We start from the raw sequence: 12,741 nt of genomic DNA, 5'->3' as shown, positions 1-12,741 counted from the left end.
GTGTGGGGAATCATAAAATCGGAAATGTACTGTATGTACCAGATAACAGATGAACAGTCTCTTCGCTTAGCAATTGACAGATACATGAAGTTTTATGCCGAGGAAAGACCTCAGGATAGGTTTTGCTGTAAAACTCCGTCAGAAGTAAGGCAGGATGCATTATCGGCAAAGGAACCAATCCAATATCCCATTGCTGAAAATAAACGGATTATAGCATACAAATCAAAATGGTGTGCGTAACTTCAAACATGCTCACAGAGACGCATTGTAAAGCTGGCCGTGGAATAAATGTTTCATAAACATAAATACCCGCCACATCAAATCAGACATGGCGGGTACATTTAGAAATTCATTTTGAATATTTTGCTTGTCTACTTGACAAGGGGCAGATCACAAATGAGTGCTTTTTTCATGGTCTTTTGTATCTTATCCTGCTTTTTATGATTTCCAGTTAATCTTTATAATTATTTTGAAGATTTTGTTGTATTTGCTGTGTCTGTTTTATCAGAAGAACCCTTTGTATTTTTGTCTGAAGATTTCGCTGCATCTGATGTGTCTGAATTCTCAGTTTCATCTGTAGTTTCTGTTGCATCTGTAGTATCTGTACTATCTGTACTATCTGTGCCCTCTTCATCAGGCTCCTCTATCTGTTTCATATCTTCGTCAGAAGTATCTGCATCCATTTCATTAAGTTCATCCTCAGTCAATGGTTCAAGATCATCCTGATAAATCTCTTTATTTGTAATATCATCTTCTGCTTTCTTACCACATCCGGCAAGTCCAATCGATGCCAGAAGCATTCCCGTGATCATAAAGTATTTTATTCTCTTCATTTCGCTCATCCTTTCACAGTCTTTAATTTCTCTGCCAGCTCTTTTATTTCACACAAAATATCTTCCCTGTCTTTCACCGGCACTTTATCCGTACGGTTCACATACACAGTTCCCAGACTGTTACAGCTCATCTGACGCAAAAGCATTTCTGAAGTGCTTTCCGCTTTTTCCCTCGGTCCGATGCTTCCTGCAGCAAGAAGAACTGCACCTGTTTTCTTCTTCGGAACAGGCTCCTCTTTGCGAATATATCTGGCACTGAAATAAGTCTGCAGTCTGCTCATCACTGCAAGAAGCATTCCCGTAACTTCCTCAAAATATACCGGAGACGCCATAATAATATGATCGCATTCTTCAATATAAGAAAGAATCTCCTGCCATTCATCTCTGACTGCACATCCTGCATGGTCAAAACACCATCTGCAGTCTATACACGGGCGGATATCTGCCCTATACGCATCAACCACCTTAAAATCTCCACCCAAGGCTTCCAGCAGAGTTCGGATCATATATACAGTCTCACCGTTCTTTCGCGGTGAACCGTTAAAAATCAATGTTTTCATCTTTATTTTCCCTCGTATTCTTTCCTGAGAAGTGCAATCTCACGAGTCCATCCCTCATCATCATTCGGTGTTTCCAGAATAAATGGGATTCCTTTTGTGGCAGGATGTCTGATCACACGTACCAAAGCTTCCAGACCAATTTCGCCTTCACCAATCTTCGCATGTCGGTCTTTGTGACTGCCAAGTCCATTCATACTGTCATTCAAATGAATTGCTTTTAATCTGTCCAATCCGATCACACTGTCAAATTCTGTAAATACCCCATCAAGGTTATTTACAATATCATATCCGCCATCCCAGACATGACAGGTGTCAAGACAGACACCCAGCTTATCTTTTCGTTCTACCCTGTCAATGATCTGGCGCAGTTCATCAAAGTTTCGACCTATTTCACTGCCTTTTCCTGACATGGTTTCCAGAAGTACTGTAGTGCTCTGTTCTTCTGTAAGTACTTCATTCAAAATCTCTGCAATCCTAGCAATACCAGTTTCTGCGCCCTGTCCGACATGGTTTCCCGGATGAAAATTATAATAATTTCCTGGAGTCAGTTCCAGACGTTTCAGATCATCTGCCATTGTCTCTCTGGCAAAATCTCTCAGATTCTCCTTCGCTCCGGCACAATTCATCGTATAAGGTGCATGCGCTACTATTTTTCCAAAATGATTCTCCTGTGCAAGCTGCAGAAATTCCTGCACATCCTGCAAATTAATATCCTTTGCCCTTCCACCTCTTGGATTTCTGGTAAAAAACGCAAAGGTATTACCTCCATTTGCAAGTGTCTGTTTTCCCATTGCCAGGTATCCTTTGGAAGAACTTGTGTGATTTCCTATATATAACATATATCATTCCTCTGCCTGTAATATTTATGTAACCTTTTGTCATAGTATTATAACAAAAATACGGTTTTATGAAAAGACTTATTTATTGACGATTCTGTGAATTCTCTATATACTTTTCATATATGATCGATAAAATATTCTTTTATTTTGTTAATTCTGAATATAGCAAGTAAAGAACATATGAAAAAAATCGGACAGGCTGACGTCCGGCAGATTTTCTCAATTGAATCTGAATACTCACTCGATTTGGTTAAATACATAATCATGAAATTGCTATAAATACATAGAAAGCGAGAATCACATATGAACTCACATCCAAAATCAAAACATCCTCCTGCCAAAAACTCTTCTGCCCGCAGAAAAGATATCTACAAAAAATCAAAGTATTATCAGGAAAAACGTCAGAAACTACTGATCGCCGCCGGAATTGGAGGTTTCATCCTGGTTTTTGTACTCATTCTGGCAGGAATTCGGGGATGCAGCAACTATATGCAGGCCAAACAGACCACTGCCCAAAATGCGGTTTCCATGAACGCATCCGGTGACAGTAACCAAACAGCTGCCACAGATTCTCAAGAAACAGATTCATCTGATACCGCGATATCCGCTCCTGTTTCTCTGACTCTCAGTGTTGTCGGTGACTGCACCCTCGGAACAGATGAAACCTTCGATTACGATACCAGCTTAAATGCTTATTATGAGAATTATGGTGCCGATTATTTTCTTCAGAATGTAAGAAGTATTTTCTCTGCTGATGATCTGACCATTGCAAATTTCGAGGGAACACTTACTGATTCAGATGAACGGGAAGACAAAACATTTGCATTTAAAGCCCCTGCCTCCTATGCTTCTGTTTTATCCGGCAGCTCCGTGGAGGCAGTAAATACTGCTAATAATCACAGCCACGATTATGGCGATCAGGGCTTTGATGATACCCTGGCAGCACTGGATGATGCAGGAATTGTTCATTTCGGATATGACGAAACTGCTGTTATGGATATAAAGGGAATCAAGGTAGGTATGGTAGGTATTTATGAACTGTACGATCATCTTGACCGGGAACAGCAGTTAAAAGATAATATTGCCAAAGTGCAGTCAGATGGTGCACAGCTGATCGTGGTAATCTTCCACTGGGGCAATGAAACAGAAACTGTTCCTGACAATAACCAGACAACTCTTGGCCGCATGGCAATCGATCTGGGCGCTGATCTGGTATGTGGACATCACCCTCATGTACTTCAGGGTATTGAAACTTATAAGGGAAAGAATATTGTATACAGTCTTGGTAATTTCTGTTTTGGCGGCAACAGTTCCCCGAGCGATATGGATACCATGATCTACCAGCAGACCTTTACTATTGATGCTGATGGAGTAAAAAATGATAATGTAACCAATATTATTCCCTGTTCTATTTCCTCTGCTGCTTATGACGGATACAATAATTATCAGCCAACTCCTGCGGAAGGTGATGAAGCAACGCGTATCCTGGAGAAGATTAATGAACGAAGTTCGTGGATTTCTACTGCTGAGGGAACTACTTTTACTGCGGAATATAATAACCGTAATACATCTACCAGCTCATCTGAATCAGATATTTCAAGTGAAAATTCTTCAGATACAGATTCTTCGGAGGATGATATTTCGGATAATAATCTGATTGATATGAACTAAAGTATGTTTAAAAAATATACCGCAAAGTGGGGCGTGCAGATTACAGGAATGATTTTTTTAACACGCTCTAATGTGCTGATAAGTTTTTTCTTGGAGCAATCTTGTTGATATACTAAAATAAGCCGGGAAGTTTACATTTGAGCTTCCCGGCTTTTAGTTTTTTGTATTCCAATTATTCTATCTGAAATAATCCTGTAACTGCCTTTTTCTTCTGAATTGTTTATATAAGGCAAAATTTTATATCCTGCGGCAATTACGAGAAACAGCATACACACAACTGCAAAAGCACCTATCACACCCGCTGTTTTTCGATTTTTCCCTTGTTTTTTCTCAGATGTATAAGTACGGGAACCTGAATTTCTACCTGTATGATATTCCATTTTACACCGCCCTCCATCTCAGCATCAGCTTTCGTATTTTTATTTTATCTTGTGATATTTGTGATGTAAGTTTGGTATATACAATCAAAAAGCCGGATGACACATCTCTGCATCTTCCAGCCCTTTCTTATAATTATATAATTATTTTCACTTTATTCCGCTTCATAGTTTTAAACCAATATCTGCTTCGCAGTTTATCAGGGGATGCACCCCTTCACTGCTTATTGCTTTTCACAATTGAAGCAGGGAAATTACGTGATTCAGTTAAATAATAATCATCGCATCCCGTATGATGATGAATTGTCACCGAAATCTAACATTTGTTGGATTGTATTATAATAGGAAAGGATTTTCATTATTCCTACTCTTACTCGTTTTCCTCGCCGTAAAGCTCCTCTGCGTCCGGTCCTTCTCCATATTCTTCCGCACACTTCTTGCTATCAGGATAAAGAAACATACACGCGCCTTCCGTTATACTGCAACCATATCCATGATATTCGTCTGTACAATATGCTGCTTTACATTTTCCTGCCATCCTCGTTCCTCCTTAAAATGGTAAATTATCATCGCTGCTTGCATCCATAAAGCCATCCTTATCTGCTGCCGGCTGATTATTTTGATTATAATTTCCAGAATTATGACCTGCCTGATAGTTATCGCTTGCCTGTTTGCTCTCAGCGAACTCCTGCTCCTCAACTACAATTTCCGTCGTGTAAACCTTATGGCCATCACGGTTAGTATAACTTCCAGTCTGGATACGTCCTGAAATAATAATCTTAATTCCCTGACGGTAATACTTCTCGGCAAACTCCGCTGTACGTCCAAAGGATACACAATTGATAAAGTCTGCTGTTGCCTCTCCATCCCTTTTGATTCGACGATCTACCGCAAGCGTATATCTTGCTATCGCAGAGACATTTTCTCCTGTCGAATATCTAACCTCAGGATCACGGGTTAATCTTCCCATCAATACAACTTTATTCACTGTTTCTTATACCTCCAATCTATTTTCTGTCCGCATCTATCACAATACACTTTTCTCTTTTGATCATAGATGCGATTATTTCGTAAGATTCTTCTTTCTCCAACTACTGCTCCACAGCTCGGACAATTCCACCAATTATTTTTCTGTATCTTACATTCGCCATGTCCGTCTGCATAGTCAATAAAGATTGGGCTTTCCACATTCATATTGAGTATGGGACTTTTCGGAACCTGTTTCTCCAATGCTTTTATTGCCATTTTCGTAGCCCTTTTTGCACAATGTTCTCCTTTGATCACTTTTCCGCATTCAGGACAATCTTCGCAACGCTTCTCTTCAATATCCACCATCATGCAATAGATTGCAATTTGCTCGTCCATTATCCTTTTTCCTCCTCCCAGTCAAGTTTCTGCCCACAATGGTAACAATATTTAGCCACTTTGTATCCTGAAAAGTTTTTACCGCATCTTGGACAAATGTACGTACTAACATGTCTAAATTCTGGCGCTTCATTCGGCGTTGGTTTCCTCGGAATCTGCTTCTGAAGCGCCTCTGGCACAAGCTTACATTTTTCCGGATCATCTCTATTGCTGCATTCTTCTCCGGTCATGGAACAGATTCTTAACAGTTTTCCTGTTTCCTGTTCTTTTTTAAGAATCTCTCTTACCTTAAACAGGTCACTTGCTACTTCATATGATTTCACATCTGTAACACAGTTTCCCATTTCTATCAAAGTGTCAAGAACACATTCTATCAGCAACATAGCATCTTCAAAACCTTTTGCCTCCTCTCTATTCATCCTGTGTATTCTCCTCGTATTCTGTTCTTGAAATCAGGATCACATTTTCTTCTGCTACATGGAACATATCTGCAATCCCTTTTTTCTGCTTATCTGCAATTTTATCTAAATCTAAATCAAGAGATTTCGTGAAATAGTCAACATTAATTTCCATATATCCATCTTCGAAATTAAACATCTCCGATCCTATAATTTTGTAATGCATGCTCACAGTACAATTCATTTTATTTTCTTCCACCCTGCTTTCTTTTTTTCTCGTGAAATGATCTCAACAGACACCAGTCAGTTTTACTTTCGATATTTTTAATTTCATAGCCATTCAGGCGGCAATATAATGTTACGTATTCTCTATTCATCCCCTCTCCAGTATATTCATTTTCGCAGAACAAGCATCCAGCGCACTGATTTGGTGTGTCAACAATGAATACTGATTTACTCATTTTGATACCTCCGACAGCCATTCCGGATTCTTGCATCTTTCAAACTCAATTACCCATACCCACGGGTTTGCATTCCATCCGCATATACCGATATCAGCTTTCTTAACAGTACCGTTCCAGATTTCAGCAAAGCGATCAATTGCTGTTCGGCTCATCTTTTCTTCAACTCCAACGTTTTTCCCGTTCTTACAATTTGCGCCCTCAGCTTTTGCCCCATTCTCTGTAATATCTTGTAACCGCTCTACTCTCACATCTGTAACTTTGAGCCAAATCCGTGCTATTTCTTTCGACATATGAATTGATGGGTGCCATCTGTCAAATGGTTCTTCGTATTCCTTGAAAGATGCCTTATATGCATAACACCCATATTCTTTTCTACTTGAATGATAAATTTTAACTGTTTCCTTATCGCAGCATCCTTCTTCTGTATCCATACCGCAATCCCAGCATGGAACCCAGCACCATGTTTCTCTGACATACAGTGTATCGCCTGAATGATAAGGAGCGTATTTTTTGACAAAATCATCAATACCGATAGGACCTGTCCATTCATCTTTTTCCAAAACATTCCAAGACTTTGCCTCTGGATCAAATGGAATCGCTCTTTTTATAATTCTTCTGGTACAAGTCTTTTTTCCTGCCAGTATAGCCTGGACCATCTCCGTGTTAAATAAGATTGGCAATACTCTATTCACTCAATCTCGCCTCCTCTACAATAGCAATTGCCTTACACATTGTTTCATAGCAAGTACTGTTTACTGAATTATCTTCTGCATACAAAAATGTATTTTTTATTTCTATCAGTTCTTTTAATACTTGATCTATATCATAAGTGGTCGGCTGATTATCTATTAATTTACACAAAGCATTGGCTTTCTCTGGTGCGTAACCATTCTTTATTGCCATTGCTACCACCTGTTTTTTGAACAATTCTGCGTCAATCAATCTCATAGTCTTCGCACTTAGAATTGCAAAGTTCCTGTTTTTGCAACAGATACAGCATTCTTCTTCACCTTCAGGACAGGTTAACTTACAATGTCCCATCAGCTATTCCTCCTTATATGGCTCTGGAAGCAGTTTCCAAGCAATTACTTTTCCATAAATATCTCCTGATTCGCTGTACCATTCGCCAAATCCGTTCATATACAATATGTCCATTTGGTCTATATCACTATAGAATATTCTCCATTGAGCCAGAACCGGCTTGTCATATTCTGGTGTTTTCTTACTGACTGGAATCCAATCATTCTCTTTTTCGCCCCTCCGGTTCCAAACTGCAGCTAAATCAGTTTTCATTTCTTCATTGCTTTTATTTCCATACACTTCAAGTGTATATGGTGCCGCACCGCATCTTTTGCACTCAACAGACAATTCTTTATGTAATCCTTTTCTGACTGGATTCTTAAAGTATGCAGTTCCTCCACAGAACGGACACGGCAATAATATATTTTTTCTTTCCTTCACTTTTTCCTCCTGACTTATACATTAAAAATATCAAAAATTGAAAGCTGACCTTCCGGCAATGGCTTCTTGATCTCTATATCCTGCATATTTTCCCTCTGTTCTTCTTTTGCCTCCTGCATCATTCCTAAAAAATCCCAATGTATAAACCTTCGCATTGCAACAAGATCATCTTTCAAAATACTTTGGCTATATCCAGATACATAGCAAATTATATTTGTTTCCTTCTGACTTTTTTGTTTTTTTCCAAACATCTCCATATAATCTGGGTTTTCTTTTATATTTCTTAATAGTTCAGATGCTTTCTGCCGGATTTCTTCGCCTTTTACCATATAATTTGATGGTACCTCTTCTGGAACTGGCAAATAATATTCTTCTGGATACTCTTCCATCTCCTCCTCGCAAAGCCTACGCCAGTATAAAATGTGGTTTCTTTCAAGATTCAGATTGGTACCATCTTCATATAATGGATCACTGCCTCCATTTATTCTGATGTTCTTCCATCTTTCGTGAGATTTCCGAAGTTCCTCAGCTAATTGTTCCTTCCTGCTTATCTGTTTTCTTGCCATTTCCTATGCTCCCAAACTTTGCTTCGATTGCTTCTTTGATTTTACCTTTCAATGCTGGTCCTACGCCTTTAACTTCTCCGATCACTTCCATGAGCTGCTCATCTGTAATGGATTTTATCGGCTTTTCTGTGACCGATGTCTTTCCATCATTGAAACCGCTTGTATAAACACGAGTACAAAACTCATCAAACTGCTGATGATCATACTTTTTCACTGTCTTGTAAACCTCTCTTGTAGTGGTATATCCTGTCTTCTGTTTCTTTGCCATCACATTTCCTCCTGTAACCATTTTCTTACGTTTCGCTCTCTTTTGTCATGCGAACAATCGAATGCGCATCCATTTCCGAAATCTTTGCACCCATCATCACAACTCGGTACTTCTATACCTTCCCTGCTGATCATTCCCCATGTAAACAGCTCTGCCAATTCATCATCTGACATTACCCGGATTCTATCTGCATGTGTCATTTCGAACACCTCTCAGCAACTTTTTCTAACGCACATAATGTACAACATACTCCATCAAGTTTGCTGATTCTTACAATCCCCGCATCTTCCGGTCTCTCCCAGCATAACTTGCCGCAATTAGGGCAACTCATCTTTTTCCATCCAGGTTTGCCCTCTGGTACATTTTCGCATAACGGCATACACAGCCAGCCACCTCTATCTTTCATTGTTCTCGGTCTTATACTTGTGCTCATTGATCAATTTTCCTCCCCTAACCAATTCTTCAAATCTTCGTAGGAATCACGGATTTCTACTTGTTTATCCTGCTTATCAATCATAGATATCCACCATTCTTCGTCCTTTTCTGACTCAAACTGGCACAAATTATGCAACCATGCGGCCAGTTCATCATCATTCATTGAGCGGATCCAATCTCCGTTTGTCATTTTGCCGTCCCCTCCATTTCTTTTTTTACTCTTTCCAGAGAATATCTGGCATTCTCTGTAAGCTGTCTCTGCCAACAATTGTTTTTCGGACTCCATCTGAATCCGTTCTTTTTCAAGATGTTTCTTACCTCTGAATCAGGTTTCTCATCGAAGAAAAGCTGTAGCCGCATGATATCGGTATTTTCTACTACACGGAAATACTCATTTTCACTTTCAGTGTTTCCTGCCGCCTTAGCCGCTTTTAAACGATTTAATCTTCCTTCTACTCTATGAATATTCGCATTGTTATTCTGCAACATATAGGATGGGTAGCCTATTCGTCCGCAAAAGTCTTTTTCACGAAGATTCTTAATCTGTTCTTCTGAATACCCCATGTTCAAAAGTTCTTCATTACCTTTTTCAGTATCCTTCAGGCGAATCGCTTTATTCGCATCTTTCATACGCTCCTGATCTTCTTTCATACTTTGTAGCTTTTCCTCTAATCTTTCAATTGCATCCTCATCCCCGGACTTGATAATATCTTTACCACGAAGCACGCCGTCAATTCTTTCTCGTATCTTCTGCGTCTCCTGCCGGAACTGATGATTTCTCTCCCATGCCTGCACCTGTTTTTCTTTTTTCTTAACAGGAAAATTGCCTGCACCAGAAATCAGGATGGAAGGACACATGCAGCCTATCTGACTATCTCTGTTGAAATACTCTGCCATTCTCCGTGAATATCTTTTGGCCATACTGTAAACTTTTTCTGCCTGCGTAGGTCTTTCTTTTGCCACTTTATCTGCTGCATCATATGTCTTATCAACGCATCTTCGATACTCTCTGGTTTTGCTACCCTCTTTATAACTTGACATTGACATCATTTCATGAGCAGTCTTTGCGGACCGCTCATTGATTTCGTAGTAAACACGCTCACTCATTTTCGTCCTCCTCTTCTTCGCTCAATAATTCATCTACAAAGCTATACAGTTCAATGACTTCCTCCTCGTCCAGCTTTGATTCGATCTTTTCTGCAAAAGTGCAAAATCTTTCATGGAGTGGCTTCTGTGATTCCTTAATCTTCCTGTTTTCTTCTTCTACATCCGCAAAATATTCAGATGAAAGGATAACGTCTTTCTTAACTTCTGAAACAATAACTGGTTTATAGCCTCTCTTTTTCAAAGCCTCCATATCTTTCTGACTTGTAACCGGTGCCGCCTTCGCTCCATACTTGTCAATAAACTCTTCTGCAATTTCATTTTTCAGTTCATCCGGCACACGTTCACACCTGATATACTGGCCACTGTATGAATCCATAGATTTTTTTAACATTTCCGCGTTTTCAGCTTCTTCAATCATTCTCGCTGCATACCATTGAACATCGAAAGAATTAACCATACTTCTGTCCCGTTCCAGTCTCACATAGGAAGGTTTGAAATCTACACCAATGTCAAGCCTTGGTTCGTCACAGATATGTAAGCCTCCAACAAAAATTTTGCCAACATGCTCCTCACTTTCCAGAATATCCCCATATGTCGTTTCTGTTTTCTCATACTCTCCCTGCAGATGAAGATTTGATGTTTCAATTGCTTCATACTCCTCTGCAGTAATTCCTGAAATCTCAATCATAAGGCTATGATCTGGAACTTTTTCCCACACTGCTGCCGTATCTACAAAGAATGTAGGTACTAAAGCACCATCATATTTTTTTGATTTCACTAATCTCGGTCTCCACACTTCACGCCTGCAATAATTGTTGAATGTAACTGTTTTTCCAAGTCTCAGAAGAACAACTGTAGCAATCTTATATCCTTCTCCATGATTTCCGATCATTGCAGCATTATCATTTTTGGTTGTTGTGCCAAATAACAAGGATTTAATATCCAGCTCACTGTGTTTATTTCCAATTGTCAGTGTTTCTTTTTCCTGATCATATTCAAACAGCATCTTATTACTACTGTCTCTTGTTTCCTCATCAATAGCATTCTGGAAAAACTCTCTTACCGCCTCTACTGTTCCCCATCTCGGAACATAATCTGCACTGATACTTAATTCATATTTTCGCATTTTCTTTTCTCCTGTTCTCTATATTCATCCATTGTCGGACGCTTTCCGTCCAGATCATCCCATGTATAAAGCTTTTTTGTTTCCTGTTCATAATTAGCCTTATAACAATCACGGCATACGCACCGGGCGCTGAGCCATCTCATTTCGCCCCAATATTCAGGTTTCTTGCACTCTTTGCAGATAACAATTTCGTTATTCAATATCATGCCCCCTTGTTTTCTTCCTGCCCCTGTGTTAATATCAAACCGAGGCGGCGGCAGGTGAAAACCGCCCCGGCTTGTTGGATTTTGGCTCCGGTTCTATTTCTCAGGTAGGCTCCGGAGCCTTATTCTTTTGTTTCTGGTGTTTCTTCTTTTCCATCTGGAATGTTTGTGTCGGTGATAAAATTAATAAGTTCTATTGCCTTGCTATCACTCAGCCCCTGAGCTTTTACCCACATCATTGCTCTGGCTGCTTCTTTTGCTGTCATTGGCATATTGTTATGTTCCTCCACTTTCTCACCTGCCCTTCAGAACTCATTTCGTTGAATTTCATTTTTCTTAAAACTCATTTTATTGAGTTCTTGATTATAATTTAACACGTAGTTAGTAGTTGTCAATACCCTCTTTTACATTTTGCTCATTTTTATGAGTTTTCGTTGTCAGGCTATATCCCATTACTGAAAATAATCTCTGAATGCATTCATAGCTTACCTGTTCTTCATCTGTGCTTTCAAAAAACTCTTGCAGCTCTTTCTCTCCGGGTTCCGCTGCGCCTTCTCTTCTCTCGATTTTCAGATCATAGTCCAGTGCTGAAAGAATCTTTCTTACTGTTTCAAAATTTGGTCTGCTATTTTTATTCAGCTTTAACCAAAGATTCTGCCTGCTGGTCCCTACTTTTTCTGCCAATAAATCATACGTCATGCCCCTGTCTGTCATTTCTTTTTTAATAAACTCTACAATGTTCTGCATTTTCCCTCCTATGCTACACGGTATCTGTAATCAATACATCCGTAGTTACTATTCCATTCCGCCGAATCAGCGGCAATTCCTTCCTGTTCTTCCACTATCTCAAGTAAATCGCCTTCGTACAGTTCTTCCATCGGATAGCCCCGTTCTTTTTCAATCTTCTCGATCTCATCATCCAGAAATAAGCTGCCAGTCTTATATACAGGCTCATCCCATGCGCCCGGTCTTCGGAACGCTCTTGGATTTTCCAATTCCTCCCGGCGGCGTTCCCAGTATTCGTCCTCGTTCGGTATTTCGCACATAGCTATAATTTCACCTCATAAC

27 protein-coding genes are annotated in these 12,741 nt (G+C 39.6%); 3 read left to right on the top strand and 24 right to left on the bottom strand.

Annotated features, from left to right (window positions below; translation table 11 throughout):
- Nucleotides 1-240, top strand: a 240-nt coding sequence (locus KQI87_RS06000) for a hypothetical protein (RefSeq protein ID WP_216459327.1), incomplete at its 5' end; no start/stop codon positions are given.
- A 224-nt stretch (nt 241-464) separates the two neighbouring features.
- Here the strand turns inward: KQI87_RS06000 and KQI87_RS05995 are convergent.
- From KQI87_RS05995 to KQI87_RS05985, 3 genes are read right to left on the bottom strand one after another with little or no spacing between them, the layout of a single operon-like run.
- Entirely contained in the window at nt 465-833 is a 369-nt protein-coding gene (locus KQI87_RS05995) for a hypothetical protein (RefSeq protein WP_216459326.1), read from the bottom strand.
- Nucleotides 834-838: 5 nt separating this feature from the next.
- Complete coding sequence (locus KQI87_RS05990; protein WP_216459325.1) at nt 839-1,393, bottom strand: flavodoxin family protein; 555 nt, start codon at nt 1,391-1,393, stop codon at nt 839-841.
- Between the two features lie 2 nt (nt 1,394-1,395).
- Nucleotides 1,396-2,232 (bottom strand): deoxyribonuclease IV, encoded by an 837-nt coding sequence (locus tag KQI87_RS05985; protein ID WP_216459324.1) that lies wholly within the window; start codon nt 2,230-2,232, stop codon nt 1,396-1,398.
- A gap of 303 nt (nt 2,233-2,535) precedes the next feature.
- Between KQI87_RS05985 and KQI87_RS05980 the strand changes: the two genes are divergently transcribed.
- Nucleotides 2,536-3,903, top strand: coding sequence for a CapA family protein (locus KQI87_RS05980; protein WP_216459323.1), 1,368 nt, complete (start codon nt 2,536-2,538; stop codon nt 3,901-3,903).
- 3 nt (nt 3,904-3,906) lie between these two features.
- On the top strand, nt 3,907-4,011 hold the full coding sequence (locus tag KQI87_RS17505; protein ID WP_349826280.1) for a DUF6783 domain-containing protein: 105 nt from the start codon (nt 3,907-3,909) through the stop codon (nt 4,009-4,011).
- A gap of 23 nt (nt 4,012-4,034) precedes the next feature.
- On the opposite strand, the gene KQI87_RS05975 is transcribed toward KQI87_RS17505, so the two are convergent.
- The 21 genes from KQI87_RS05975 to KQI87_RS05875 form a co-directional block, all read right to left on the bottom strand.
- Complete coding sequence (locus KQI87_RS05975; protein WP_216459322.1) at nt 4,035-4,283, bottom strand: hypothetical protein; 249 nt, start codon at nt 4,281-4,283, stop codon at nt 4,035-4,037.
- A gap of 367 nt (nt 4,284-4,650) precedes the next feature.
- A complete protein-coding gene (locus tag KQI87_RS05970; protein ID WP_216459321.1) occupies nt 4,651-4,818 on the bottom strand; it encodes a hypothetical protein in 168 nt (55 codons plus the stop codon).
- Nucleotides 4,819-4,830: 12 nt separating this feature from the next.
- A complete protein-coding gene (locus tag KQI87_RS05965; protein WP_216459320.1) occupies nt 4,831-5,268 on the bottom strand; it encodes a single-stranded DNA-binding protein in 438 nt (145 codons plus the stop codon).
- Nucleotides 5,265-5,645, bottom strand: coding sequence for a hypothetical protein (locus tag KQI87_RS05960; RefSeq protein ID WP_216459319.1), 381 nt, complete (start codon nt 5,643-5,645; stop codon nt 5,265-5,267). The genes KQI87_RS05965 and KQI87_RS05960 overlap by 4 nt, the downstream gene beginning before the upstream one ends.
- Entirely contained in the window at nt 5,645-6,064 is a 420-nt protein-coding gene (locus KQI87_RS05955) for a hypothetical protein (RefSeq protein ID WP_216459318.1), read from the bottom strand. The genes KQI87_RS05960 and KQI87_RS05955 overlap by 1 nt, the downstream gene beginning before the upstream one ends.
- Complete coding sequence (locus KQI87_RS05950; protein WP_216459317.1) at nt 6,057-6,287, bottom strand: hypothetical protein; 231 nt, start codon at nt 6,285-6,287, stop codon at nt 6,057-6,059. Before KQI87_RS05950 ends, KQI87_RS05955 begins: the two co-directional genes overlap by 8 nt.
- Before the next feature lies 1 nt (nt 6,288).
- Nucleotides 6,289-6,504 carry a hypothetical protein gene (locus KQI87_RS05945; RefSeq protein WP_216459316.1) on the bottom strand — a complete coding sequence of 72 codons (216 nt, stop codon included), beginning with the start codon at nt 6,502-6,504 and terminating at the stop codon, nt 6,289-6,291.
- Nucleotides 6,501-7,199 (bottom strand): hypothetical protein, encoded by a 699-nt coding sequence (locus KQI87_RS05940; protein WP_330655704.1) that lies wholly within the window; start codon nt 7,197-7,199, stop codon nt 6,501-6,503. The genes KQI87_RS05945 and KQI87_RS05940 overlap by 4 nt, the downstream gene beginning before the upstream one ends.
- Complete coding sequence (locus KQI87_RS05935; RefSeq protein ID WP_216459315.1) at nt 7,192-7,548, bottom strand: hypothetical protein; 357 nt, start codon at nt 7,546-7,548, stop codon at nt 7,192-7,194. The genes KQI87_RS05940 and KQI87_RS05935 overlap by 8 nt, the downstream gene beginning before the upstream one ends.
- A 3-nt stretch (nt 7,549-7,551) precedes the next feature.
- Nucleotides 7,552-7,968, bottom strand: a complete 417-nt coding sequence (locus tag KQI87_RS05930; RefSeq protein ID WP_216459314.1) for a Lar family restriction alleviation protein — start codon at nt 7,966-7,968, stop codon at nt 7,552-7,554.
- A 14-nt stretch (nt 7,969-7,982) separates the two neighbouring features.
- Nucleotides 7,983-8,534: a hypothetical protein gene (locus tag KQI87_RS05925; protein WP_216459313.1), complete on the bottom strand. Its 552-nt coding sequence runs from the start codon at nt 8,532-8,534 to the stop codon at nt 7,983-7,985.
- Nucleotides 8,494-8,802: a glutathione peroxidase gene (locus tag KQI87_RS05920; RefSeq protein WP_216459312.1), complete on the bottom strand. Its 309-nt coding sequence runs from the start codon at nt 8,800-8,802 to the stop codon at nt 8,494-8,496. The genes KQI87_RS05925 and KQI87_RS05920 overlap by 41 nt, the downstream gene beginning before the upstream one ends.
- The gene (locus KQI87_RS05915; protein WP_216459311.1) at nt 8,802-9,002 is read right to left on the bottom strand and encodes a hypothetical protein; all 201 of its coding nucleotides are present in this window, start codon (nt 9,000-9,002) and stop codon (nt 8,802-8,804) included. The genes KQI87_RS05920 and KQI87_RS05915 overlap by 1 nt, the downstream gene beginning before the upstream one ends.
- Nucleotides 8,999-9,235, bottom strand: coding sequence for an alanine racemase (locus KQI87_RS05910; RefSeq protein ID WP_216459310.1), 237 nt, complete (start codon nt 9,233-9,235; stop codon nt 8,999-9,001). The genes KQI87_RS05915 and KQI87_RS05910 overlap by 4 nt, the downstream gene beginning before the upstream one ends.
- A gap of 3 nt (nt 9,236-9,238) precedes the next feature.
- On the bottom strand, nt 9,239-9,427 hold the full coding sequence (locus KQI87_RS05905) for a hypothetical protein (protein ID WP_216459309.1): 189 nt from the start codon (nt 9,425-9,427) through the stop codon (nt 9,239-9,241).
- Nucleotides 9,424-10,344, bottom strand: a complete 921-nt coding sequence (locus KQI87_RS05900; RefSeq protein ID WP_216459308.1) for a hypothetical protein — start codon at nt 10,342-10,344, stop codon at nt 9,424-9,426. The genes KQI87_RS05905 and KQI87_RS05900 overlap by 4 nt, the downstream gene beginning before the upstream one ends.
- A complete protein-coding gene (locus KQI87_RS05895) occupies nt 10,337-11,470 on the bottom strand; it encodes a hypothetical protein (protein ID WP_216459307.1) in 1,134 nt (377 codons plus the stop codon). Before KQI87_RS05895 ends, KQI87_RS05900 begins: the two co-directional genes overlap by 8 nt.
- Entirely contained in the window at nt 11,452-11,670 is a 219-nt protein-coding gene (locus KQI87_RS05890) for a hypothetical protein (RefSeq protein ID WP_330655703.1), read from the bottom strand. The genes KQI87_RS05895 and KQI87_RS05890 overlap by 19 nt, the downstream gene beginning before the upstream one ends.
- Before the next feature lie 125 nt (nt 11,671-11,795).
- Nucleotides 11,796-11,945 (bottom strand): hypothetical protein, encoded by a 150-nt coding sequence (locus KQI87_RS05885; RefSeq protein WP_216459305.1) that lies wholly within the window; start codon nt 11,943-11,945, stop codon nt 11,796-11,798.
- 109 nt (nt 11,946-12,054) lie between these two features.
- Nucleotides 12,055-12,420, bottom strand: coding sequence for a helix-turn-helix domain-containing protein (locus tag KQI87_RS05880; RefSeq protein ID WP_216459304.1), 366 nt, complete (start codon nt 12,418-12,420; stop codon nt 12,055-12,057).
- 8 nt (nt 12,421-12,428) lie between these two features.
- Nucleotides 12,429-12,719 (bottom strand): hypothetical protein, encoded by a 291-nt coding sequence (locus tag KQI87_RS05875; RefSeq protein ID WP_216459303.1) that lies wholly within the window; start codon nt 12,717-12,719, stop codon nt 12,429-12,431.
- Between the last annotated feature and the right edge of the window lie 22 nt (nt 12,720-12,741).

Origin of the sequence: Blautia sp. MSJ-9, from assembly GCF_018919065.1 — a bacterium.
Lineage (GTDB): Bacteria > Bacillota > Clostridia > Lachnospirales > Lachnospiraceae > Blautia_A.
The sequence above is the reverse complement of the archived record's forward strand: the minus strand, read 5'-3'. Positions and strand labels throughout refer to the sequence as shown.

What these genes read in the sequence shown, in the direction of transcription:
- KQI87_RS05995 (WP_216459326.1), bottom strand. Translation starts at nt 833, where the DNA reads ATGAAGAGAATAAAATACTTTATGATCACGGGAATGCTTCTGGCATCG.
- KQI87_RS05990 (WP_216459325.1), bottom strand. Translation starts at nt 1,393, where the DNA reads ATGAAAACATTGATTTTTAACGGTTCACCGCGAAAGAACGGTGAGACT.
- KQI87_RS05985 (WP_216459324.1), bottom strand. Translation starts at nt 2,232, where the DNA reads ATGTTATATATAGGAAATCACACAAGTTCTTCCAAAGGATACCTGGCA.
- KQI87_RS05980 (WP_216459323.1), top strand. Translation starts at nt 2,536, where the DNA reads ATGAACTCACATCCAAAATCAAAACATCCTCCTGCCAAAAACTCTTCT.
- KQI87_RS17505 (WP_349826280.1), top strand. Translation starts at nt 3,907, where the DNA reads ATGTTTAAAAAATATACCGCAAAGTGGGGCGTGCAGATTACAGGAATG.
- KQI87_RS05975 (WP_216459322.1), bottom strand. Translation starts at nt 4,283, where the DNA reads ATGGAATATCATACAGGTAGAAATTCAGGTTCCCGTACTTATACATCT.
- KQI87_RS05970 (WP_216459321.1), bottom strand. Translation starts at nt 4,818, where the DNA reads ATGGCAGGAAAATGTAAAGCAGCATATTGTACAGACGAATATCATGGA.
- KQI87_RS05960 (WP_216459319.1), bottom strand. Translation starts at nt 5,645, where the DNA reads ATGGACGAGCAAATTGCAATCTATTGCATGATGGTGGATATTGAAGAG.
- KQI87_RS05955 (WP_216459318.1), bottom strand. Translation starts at nt 6,064, where the DNA reads ATGAATAGAGAGGAGGCAAAAGGTTTTGAAGATGCTATGTTGCTGATA.
- KQI87_RS05950 (WP_216459317.1), bottom strand. Translation starts at nt 6,287, where the DNA reads ATGAATTGTACTGTGAGCATGCATTACAAAATTATAGGATCGGAGATG.
- KQI87_RS05945 (WP_216459316.1), bottom strand. Translation starts at nt 6,504, where the DNA reads ATGAGTAAATCAGTATTCATTGTTGACACACCAAATCAGTGCGCTGGA.
- KQI87_RS05935 (WP_216459315.1), bottom strand. Translation starts at nt 7,548, where the DNA reads ATGGGACATTGTAAGTTAACCTGTCCTGAAGGTGAAGAAGAATGCTGT.
- KQI87_RS05925 (WP_216459313.1), bottom strand. Translation starts at nt 8,534, where the DNA reads ATGGCAAGAAAACAGATAAGCAGGAAGGAACAATTAGCTGAGGAACTT.
- KQI87_RS05920 (WP_216459312.1), bottom strand. Translation starts at nt 8,802, where the DNA reads ATGGCAAAGAAACAGAAGACAGGATATACCACTACAAGAGAGGTTTAC.
- KQI87_RS05915 (WP_216459311.1), bottom strand. Translation starts at nt 9,002, where the DNA reads ATGACACATGCAGATAGAATCCGGGTAATGTCAGATGATGAATTGGCA.
- KQI87_RS05910 (WP_216459310.1), bottom strand. Translation starts at nt 9,235, where the DNA reads ATGAGCACAAGTATAAGACCGAGAACAATGAAAGATAGAGGTGGCTGG.
- KQI87_RS05905 (WP_216459309.1), bottom strand. Translation starts at nt 9,427, where the DNA reads ATGACAAACGGAGATTGGATCCGCTCAATGAATGATGATGAACTGGCC.
- KQI87_RS05900 (WP_216459308.1), bottom strand. Translation starts at nt 10,344, where the DNA reads ATGAGTGAGCGTGTTTACTACGAAATCAATGAGCGGTCCGCAAAGACT.
- KQI87_RS05895 (WP_216459307.1), bottom strand. Translation starts at nt 11,470, where the DNA reads ATGCGAAAATATGAATTAAGTATCAGTGCAGATTATGTTCCGAGATGG.
- KQI87_RS05885 (WP_216459305.1), bottom strand. Translation starts at nt 11,945, where the DNA reads ATGCCAATGACAGCAAAAGAAGCAGCCAGAGCAATGATGTGGGTAAAA.
- KQI87_RS05880 (WP_216459304.1), bottom strand. Translation starts at nt 12,420, where the DNA reads ATGCAGAACATTGTAGAGTTTATTAAAAAAGAAATGACAGACAGGGGC.
- KQI87_RS05875 (WP_216459303.1), bottom strand. Translation starts at nt 12,719, where the DNA reads ATGTGCGAAATACCGAACGAGGACGAATACTGGGAACGCCGCCGGGAG.